General features: G+C 64.7%; 1 protein-coding gene. It reads left to right on the top strand.

The window, feature by feature from the left end; all coding sequences use genetic code 11:
- Positions 1-499 (top strand): IS66 family transposase (gene tnpC, locus H0A72_RS21975; protein ID WP_180158637.1); only part of this gene is annotated, 499 nt, incomplete at both ends.

Genomic DNA, 499 nt, shown 5'->3' with positions numbered 1-499 from the left:
CGCCAGGCCTTGCCTGCGGAGCTACCCCGTATTGAGGTTCGCCACGAACCCGACTCCACGACGTGCACCTGCGGCTATCAGCTGCAACGTATCGGTGAGGACACCGCCGAGAAACTGGACTACACGCCGGGCGTGTTCAGCGTCGAGCGCCACATCCGAGGCAAGTGGGTGTGTCGCGAGTGCGAGACGCTGACCCAGGCGCCGGTGCCGGCGCAGATCATCGATAAAGGCTTGGCGACTTCCGGGCTGCTGGCCCATGTGTTGGTCGCCAAGTATGCCGATCACCTGCCGCTGTACCGTCAGGAACAGACCTTTGCCCGCGCCGGTGTAAAGCTCGCCCGCTCGACGTTGGCCGAATGGGTCGGCGTGTGCGGCGTGCGCTTGCAGCCGCTGGTCGATGCGCTGCGCGACGAGATCCTGGCCCAGCCGATCCTGCATGCGGATGAAACCCCTGTGCAGGTACTGCAACCCGGTAGCAAGAAGACGCATCGGGCCTATC

This window comes from Parapusillimonas granuli (genome assembly GCF_013416525.1).
Classification (GTDB): domain Bacteria; phylum Pseudomonadota; class Gammaproteobacteria; order Burkholderiales; family Burkholderiaceae_B; genus Parapusillimonas; species Parapusillimonas granuli.
This window is presented reverse-complemented; position numbering and strand designations above follow the sequence as displayed.